The 7952-nt window shown below is 65.9% G+C and carries 7 protein-coding genes; 1 reads left to right on the top strand and 6 read right to left on the bottom strand.

All coding sequences use genetic code 11. The annotated features are described in order from the left end of the window. Positions 1-211 precede the first annotated feature (211 nt). Both CEK69_RS21270 and CEK69_RS11105 read right to left on the bottom strand, forming a co-directional pair. Positions 212-463 carry a hypothetical protein gene (locus CEK69_RS21270; protein WP_226975127.1) on the bottom strand — a complete coding sequence of 84 codons (252 nt, stop codon included), beginning with the start codon at positions 461-463 and terminating at the stop codon, positions 212-214. Then, entirely contained in the window at positions 460-996 is a 537-nt protein-coding gene (locus CEK69_RS11105; protein WP_226975126.1) for an alpha-L-fucosidase, read from the bottom strand. Before CEK69_RS11105 ends, CEK69_RS21270 begins: the two co-directional genes overlap by 4 nt. Positions 997-1141: 145 nt before the next feature. Between CEK69_RS11105 and CEK69_RS11100 the strand changes: the two genes are divergently transcribed. Further along, positions 1142-2230 carry a sialidase family protein gene (locus CEK69_RS11100; RefSeq protein ID WP_152245581.1) on the top strand — a complete coding sequence of 363 codons (1089 nt, stop codon included), beginning with the start codon at positions 1142-1144 and terminating at the stop codon, positions 2228-2230. 165 nt (positions 2231-2395) lie between these two features. Here CEK69_RS11100 and CEK69_RS11095 read toward each other — a convergent pair whose 3' ends face one another. The 4 genes from CEK69_RS11095 to CEK69_RS11080 form a co-directional block, all read right to left on the bottom strand. Further along, entirely contained in the window at positions 2396-3115 is a 720-nt protein-coding gene (locus CEK69_RS11095) for a copper homeostasis protein CutC (protein WP_152245583.1), read from the bottom strand. Positions 3116-3129: 14 nt separating this feature from the next. Next, complete coding sequence (locus tag CEK69_RS11090; RefSeq protein ID WP_152245579.1) at positions 3130-4191, bottom strand: N(4)-(beta-N-acetylglucosaminyl)-L-asparaginase; 1062 nt, start codon at positions 4189-4191, stop codon at positions 3130-3132. Between the two features lie 146 nt (positions 4192-4337). After that, the gene (locus CEK69_RS11085; protein ID WP_152245577.1) at positions 4338-4706 is read right to left on the bottom strand and encodes a hypothetical protein; all 369 of its coding nucleotides are present in this window, start codon (positions 4704-4706) and stop codon (positions 4338-4340) included. Then, positions 4703-7952 (bottom strand): RHS repeat-associated core domain-containing protein (locus tag CEK69_RS11080; RefSeq protein ID WP_226975125.1); only part of this gene is annotated, 3250 nt, incomplete at its 5' end. The genes CEK69_RS11080 and CEK69_RS11085, both read right to left, overlap by 4 nt.

Below are 7952 nucleotides of genomic sequence, written 5' to 3'. Positions count from 1 at the left end.
AGGGGCTACGCTCGCGCCGTACCCTCACCCCCGACCCCTCTCCCGGGGGGAGAGGGGAGTTACCCTGCGGCGCGCGCCGTCTTCTTCGCAGCGATTTTTGGAATCGCGCCTGCAAGCCGGCGCTCTTGCCAAGACGCAGCGCACAACTCCAACGAAAAAGCCGCACCCGGCATCGCCGGGCACGGCTTCGGTTGCATGCCGCAGGCAGGGATCAGCGCGCAGCGGCAGCGCCCACGTTGAACAACTGAAACTCGCGGATCGGTGCGGCGTCGACGCTGGACAGGATGTTCAGGCGCACGCGCGAGGCGGTGACCGCGGGGAAGTGGTCGATCTTCATGTGGCCGATCGCCTGCGCCTGCGCCACCTTGACCCAGGCGCCGTCACGGAACACTTCCACCGCGTATTTCTGCACCAGTTGGCCGTCGTTGAGCCATTCCATCGACAACGCAGTGTCGAAGGTCACCGGCTGCTTGAATGCAGTTCCAGGGTGGCGTGGTGCGAGCCGTCCGGCGCACTCCAGAAAGTATCGCAGTCGCCGTCCACCGCCGCGGCGATACTGTCGTCGCTCTTGAGCCGGCCACCCACCAGGTTGCGATCGGCGCCGTAGCGCGCCCGCAGCGCCGGGCCCATTTCCTCCAGCCGCTTGACGTCGGCTTCGGGCAGCAGGCCACGCTGGTCCGGGGCGATGCCCAGCACCAGTTGCCCGCCGCGGCCGACGCTGTCTTCCCAGATCTGCACCAGCTCGCCGACGCTCTTCAGCGTCTGGTCGCTGTTCGGGTGCCAGAACCACTGCAGCTTGTGCAGCGGCGGATCCACCTCGACCGGGCGCCAGCGCAGGTCGCCGTGGCGATCGATAGCGTTCCAGTTCTCGCCTTCGATCACGCCCACCTCGTTGTCGACCCAGCGCACGTCGCCGTACTCGAACAACGCGGTGTCGGCGAAGTTCTCGGCGAGCAGCTGCGGCGCGGCCAGGGCGGTCAGGCCGAGCGTGGCCAACCAGCGGAGCGGAGAGAGCGGGCGGTTCGGCCTGGCGGATCATCGCAATCGTCGGTCGGGCAGGCGGCACTGCCGATGGCGTCAGCACATGGTATTTAATTGATGATAAATAGGTATCCCCGTTTGCGGGCCAGGACCGTACCACATGATGTCGCCTTCGCTGTTTCCCTTGCTGTCGCTGTTCGCGGTGCGCGCCATCGCCGGTCCGGCCGCCGTCGCCCCGCCGCCGGTGCCGCCCTCGCCCATCGTCTACAGCGAATTCGTCAACGCGCAGGCGCCGACCGCGCAGTGCCACGCCTCCACCCTGGTGGAAACCCGCGACGGCCTGCTCGCGGCCTGGTTCGGCGGCCGCCACGAAGGCGCCGACGATGTCGCCATCTGGGTGGCGCGCCGCGACGCGCACGGCTGGCAACCGGCGCAGCGCGTGGCCGATGGCGCACAGGCACAGGGCGCGCCGCTGCCGACCTGGAATCCGGTGCTGTTCCAGCCCGCGCAAGGGCCGCTGCGGCTGTTCTACAAGGTGGGCCCCGACCCGAAGCGCTGGTGGGGCATGCAGACCACGTCCAGCGACGGCGGCCATCACTGGTCCACGCCCAAGCGCCTGCCCGACGGCATCCTCGGCCCGATCAAGAACAAGCCGGTGCAGCTCCCCGACGGCCGCATCCTCAGCCCCAGCAGCAGCGAAGACGCCGGCTGGATCGCGCACATGGAATGGTCCGACGACAACGGCGCGCACTGGACCCGTGGCCCGGCGATGAACGACCCGGCCAGGATCGGTGCGATCCAGCCCAGCGTGCTGCTGCACCAGGACGGCCGCCTGCAGGCGGTGGGCCGCAGCCAGCAGAACCACGTGTTCAGCACCTGGTCGCGCGACAACGGCCGCACCTGGGAACCGATGACCCTGCTCGACCTGGCCAATCCCAATTCCGGCACCGACGCCGTGGTGCTGGCCGACGGCCGTTCGCTATTGGTCTACAACCCGACCGAGGCCGGCAAGGACTGGTGGGACGGCCGCGGCGTGCTCGCCGTGGCGCTGTCCGACGATGGCCAGCACTGGACCCGCGTGCTGACCCTGGAAGACAGCCCCAAGGACGAGTTCTCCTATCCCGCAGTGATCCAGACCCGCGACGGCAAGGTGCACATCAGCTACACCTGGAAGCGCACGCGCATCAAGCATGTGGTGTTGGATCCGAAGCGCTTGACCGGCACGCTCGCAGCGGGCACGTCACGCTGACCGCGCTGCGGTCGCGCGCCGCGCACCACCCATCAGCGGTGCTCTGCGCGGTGGAGCTTCCCCCAGACCGCCGCCCCGCGTAGGAGCGGCTTCAGCCGCGACGCGAATCTCGTCGCCATCCGCCGCACCGCTGCGATCCGGTGCTCACCACGCATCGGCGGCACCCTACTCCGCCAGCAACGCCACCATCCGCCGCACCCGCGCCACATCGGTCTGCATGCGGTCGCCGCCGAGGCTGCGCACATGCGGATGCGGCGACGTCGCCCACGACGCCAGCGGCCCACGCGCCGAGCCATGGAACTCGCGCGCGCCAGTGCGCGCACGCAACTGCGCCAGGTTGGCTTCGGTGACGCCAGACCCCGGCATCACGCTCAAGCGCGCGCCGGCCTGCTGCACCAGCTCGGCGATCAGGTCGGCACCCTCTTGCGCGGTCTCGCGCGCACCGGAGGTCAGCACACGCTCGCAGCCCAGCGCGATCACATCCTCCAGCGCACGCCGCGGATCGGCACTGACATCGAAGGCGCGATGGAAGGTGACGCCGAGCGGCCCGGCCGCGGCGATCAGCTCGCGCATCGTCGCCGTGTCCACCTCGCCGTCCGTGGTCAGCGCGCCGAGCACCACGCCGTCGCAGCCCAGGCGCACGCACTGCTCCACGTCGCGGCGCATCGCCTCCACTTCCGCCGCGTCGAACACGAAATCGCCGACCCGCGGACGAATCAGCACATACAGCGGAATGCGCAACCGATCGCGCACCGCCGCCAGCGTGCCGAACGACGGTGTCAGCCCGCCGCCATCCAGACCGCCACACAGTTCCACCCGCATCGCCCCGCCGTCCTGCGCGGCCAGCGCCGAGCCGATCGCATCGGCGGCCACTTCCAAGCCCATCGGCACCATCGCGCTCATGCCGCCGGCGCCGCGAAATGGCTCTGCCCGGGCAGCAACAGATCCTGCCGCTGCGCATCGCAGACCGCATAACTGAAACCGGGCTGGATCGCGAACGCACCGACCTCGCCACGCTTGTTCATCGCCAGGAACCCCACCTGCAGATCGCGGGTGAGTTCCGGCTTGCGCCGCACGATGCGCATCACCACCTCGCGGCAGGCCTCGGCCGGGCTCTTGCCCTGCCGCATCATCTCCACCACCGCAAAACTGCCGACATTGCGGATCACCTCCTCGCCGACGCCGGTGGAGGTCGCTCCGCCCACTTCGTTGTCCACGTACAGCCCGGCACCGATGATCGGGCTGTCGCCGACCCGGCCGTGCATCTTCCAGGCCATGCCGCTGGTGGTGCAGGCACCGGACAGATTGCCGTGCGCATCCAGCGCCAGCATGCCGATCGTGTCGTGGTTGTCCTTGCCGCCGGGCAGCGTGCCGCGGCGATAGGCACGATTCTCGATATTGGCCTCGGGCGCGTAATGCGAGGTCTTCAGCCACTCCTTCCACGCCTGCTCCGATTCGGGCGTCAGCAGCTTGGTGCGCTCGAACCCCTGCGCCAGCGCGAACTGCAGCGCGCCATCGCCGACCAGCATCACATGCGGCGTCTTCTCCATCACCCGCCGCGCCACCGAGATGGCATGCACGATGTCCTCCAGCGCCGCGACCGACCCGCAGCCGCCGGTGTGATCCATGATGCAGGCATCCAGCGTGACCCGCCCATCGCGGTCGGGATACCCGCCCAGCCCCACCGTGTGATTGTCCGGATCCGCCTCCGGCACCCGCACCCCAGCCTCCACCGCATCCAGCGCCGCGCCGCCGCGCGACAGCACCTGCCAAGCAGCTTGGTTCGCGGCGACGCCGAAGTCCCAGGTGGAGATCACCCGTGCTGCGCCGTTTGGCAAGGGGCCGACGCCGGTCTTGGCCGATGCCTTGCCCGCTGCGCGTGCGCCCGGCAGCACACCGCCCAACCCGGCGGCCAGGGCGCCGAAGGCGGCGGTTTTCAGGAAGTGACGGCGTTGCGGCATGGGAGGCTCCGGCGTTGGGAGGGCGCGCGGGATGGCCTGCGCTTAGCCTTACATCATGCGGCAGAGTGGCAGGAGATTGCATAGCCTCGATCAGGAAGCGTGCAACTACTTCTTCCAAGAGCATCTGAGGCGGATATGTTAGCCGGTCAGTACTCGTCCATTGAAACAATGACGGTACGCGCGTACCCCTCAAAATCGAGATAGATATGAGCCGCCCCAGGATAACTAGACAATTCAACAATCATCCCGCCAAAACGAGTAGCAGCATCTTTGCCAATCGCCCAAAAAACTCCCGAAGGAGTTTCGTAAGCGCTAGCCAGCCCCGGGCCACCACCTCTTAAAAGAAATATTTCAACACCAGAATAATTTTTCACCAAAGAAGAAACACAAACTTCTTTTGGATGTTTAGACCAAGCACAAATAGCATGACCCAAGCTTAGTAGACCCTCCGCCCCTGCCATAATGACAAGTGCGTCTCCACCTTTGAAATTATCTCTAAATTCGACTCGCATCATTGCGGCTTCACAGGCGGAAGGTTGCCAATAGGAACATTGGTCCATGGAGAGTTGGGATTGTTATGGGGATTATAATCCCAATGTGGGTTGTGCCACTTATCACCAGGGTAATATCGCCACTCTCCGCCATTGGGATCCCAAAGACTTTTACCGCCCTTTTCTTTTTCAGAGGGACGCGATGCTGGCCCAACCTCACACTCGCCTTCGACAGGAGGTTTAACATCCTCGGGAGGAAGACCTCGCTCACGATCTGAGTACTGGTTTGGATCACAATCAAATATTGCACACCAGATCTGCGTTGCGGTCGGGCCGAGTCCGCGAGGAGCAGGGGGCCGCCTACCTGCATTGGGAGCAACCTCACACGCAACTGGGCCGTAGCGCGCAACACAGGCGTCTACGGTTGTTGCCAGCCCGTAAGGATCCGCAGAAATCGGAGGATTTGCTAACGCGTAGGAATACGTAGAAATTCCACCCCTTAACCCAATCGGATCACTCTGCACATAGCGCCCCGTACCCGGCTCATAGTCACGGAAGTAGTTCTGGTTGAGACCACTCAGCGCGTCATAACGCTGCCCTGGGAACCGCATGTCGAACACGAAAGCGGTGCCATCCTTGTCCGGATCCTGGTCTGGGGCAGTAGTGCCGAACGCTTCGCCCTTCAAGTCCCAGCGCCAGATCGCTACGTCGCGGGCCGGGTCGATCACCGCACGAGGCGTGCCCAGGTGGTCGGGTTGCACGTAGCGCAGCGTGGTCTTGGCCAGCACGCCCACCGGTAGGTCGTCCAGCCAGATCGCTTGTTGCACGACCGCGCCATTGGCGTCGTAGTCGCCCATCCAGTGACCGCTCTCGTCGTACAGCGTGTAGACGTTGGTCTTGCCCACCCGCCGCACCTGCTCGCCGCGGCCGTTGTAGGCGTAGTTCGCCACCTTGGCGCCATTGCGATTGACCTGGGAGAGCCGGCCGTTGGCGCCATACACGTACTGCACGGCGGTGCCGCCGATGGCCGTGATGTTACCGGCCGCATCGTAGCTGCGTGCCGTGCCGGCCACGCTGCTCAGGCGATGGCTGGTGGTCGGATAGGTGTAGGTCTGGGTGGCGGTGTTGACCTTGGCGCTGAGGCGGTTGCCAGTGGCGTCGTAGGTATAGCCGTCGATCACCGTATCGGTCGGGCCGTCCTTGAACGCGGTCAGCCGGCCCAGCGGGTCGTAGTCCAGTTTGATGACCGGTGCGGTGTTGCCTGGTGCGGTCAGCGCGCTGAGATTGCCGACAGGATCAAACGCGAAGCCCACCGCCAGCCCATCGCTACGGGTGTCGTTGACGGCCAGCGGGCGGTAGTCCTGGTCCAGCACGCGCTGCATCGGACGGCCGTTGCCGTAGGTCCAGCCAGCGACCGGGCCGAACGGATAGTAGGTGGCCTGGTTCAGCAGCACCTGACGGGAGCCGCCGGGTGGGGTCACGCCGACCTCGGTGGTCTGGCCCTGGGCGTTGCGCACGTAGTCCACCACCGCCCCATCCGGGTAAGTCAGGCGGCTCAACTGCCCGGCCTTGGTGTACGCGTAGCGGACCACGAACACCTTGCCGTTGGTGGTCTGCACCTTGCGCACCAGATCGCCGAAGCGGTCGTAGCAGTAATCGGTGCTGCCGCTGCCGTCCTGCATCCGGGTCAGGCGGCCCACCGCGTAGGTCTCGCCGCTGGCGCAGGTCGTCTGACTGACGTCGTAGGTGTAGCTGACGTTGAGGCTGGTGGTCGGATAGGTGACCTGGGTCAGGCGGTTCAGCGCGTCATAGCCGTAGCTGGTCTTGATGTTGCGCGCATCGGTCTGCGTGGCGCGGTTGCCTGCGCTGTCGTAGGTGTACGTGGTGCTGCCGGTGTCCGGGCTCGTGAGCTTGGTCAGGTCGCCCAGGCCGTTGTAGGCGTAGGTGGTGTCCAGGCCCTTCGGGTCGGTGACCTTGGTCAGGTTGTCCAGCGCGTCGTAGCTGAACTTGCTCTCGGCGGCAATGCCGCCCACGTCCTGCAGCGTGCGCGCCAGGCGGTTGAGCGGATCGTAGTCGTTCTGGGTGGCATGCCCGAGCGCGTCGGTGACGGTCTTGGTGTTGCCGTTGGGATCGTAGCCGAAGTCGGTCGGATCACCTTGTGCGGTGGCCTGCGTCGCCAATTGGCCGAGCTGGTTGTAGATCCGAGAAAGCGTGCGCTTGAGCGTACCCGATGCGTCCTTGGTGTCCTCCTTGGACCGGTTGCCGGCATTGTCCAGGGTGTAGTGGATCGTGTTGCCGGCGTTGTCGGCGATATCGGTCAGCCGATGCGCCGTGTCGTAGGTGAAGCGGGTGAAAGCGCCATCGGGTTGCGTCACCTGCTTGACCAGGCCGGTCGGCCAATAGTCGATCGCGGTGATGCGGTCATCGCTCTCGCTGCTGTCGTCGGACCCGCGCACCTTGCTGGCGGTCAGCCAGCCGCGCGGGTGATAGGTAAAGTCGGTGACCACGCCATTGGCGTCCTTCGCCGACAGCACGCGGCCGGCGCCGTCGTAGGCCAGGTACTCGGTGACCTGGCCAAGCGCGTTGGTCACCTTCCACAGGTCGCCCTTGCGGTGCGGACAGGTGGTCGGGGACGTGGCGCAGGTGCTGTCGTCGGTGGGGTAATACGTAAAGCTGGTGATGTCGTTGACGTCGGTGCGCGCGCCGTCGACCGATTTGGGCAGGCCCAGGATCGGGCAGGTGCTGTCGGTCGCGGCTACGTCGGACGCTTCGCAGTAGCTGTAGGTGATAGTGCGCTGCTTGCCTGAAGCCGTGTCGCTGCTCGTCATCTGCACCGGCTGCAGGCGATCGTTATAGCTGTAGGACACAGTGCGCCCGCCGGTCTGCACCGACAGCAGGCGATTGCTGCCAGCCGCCGTCCGCGTCGTCGTCGTGCGCTCCTGCGGTTGCCCGATCGCCTCGCGCACGGTGTGGATGTTCACCGCAACACCGTTCTCAGTCGCTTCGGCGTAGCTGTGCTGAGTCTGGATACCACGGCGATCGGTGACGCTGCTGAGCCGGCGGCGGAAGTCGCTGGACTGGTCGTTGTAGCTGTACTGCAGCGTGCCGTCGGTCCTGGCGACGGTGGCGACCTTCGGCGAGGCACCACCCGCCTCGGTCATCGTGTAATCGTTGACATCGCCCAGCGCATCGGTGACACGAGTGCCGGCAGCCGAGTAAGCCAGCGTGATGCCGTCAATACCGCCGGCGTGCTGGCTGGAGATCGCACGG

The organism is Xanthomonas sp. LMG 12462 (assembly GCF_009192885.1).
In the GTDB taxonomy this organism is placed as follows: domain Bacteria; phylum Pseudomonadota; class Gammaproteobacteria; order Xanthomonadales; family Xanthomonadaceae; genus Xanthomonas_A; species Xanthomonas_A sontii.
Note: the sequence above shows the minus strand (reverse complement) of the source record. Positions and strands in the feature narration are given on the sequence as shown.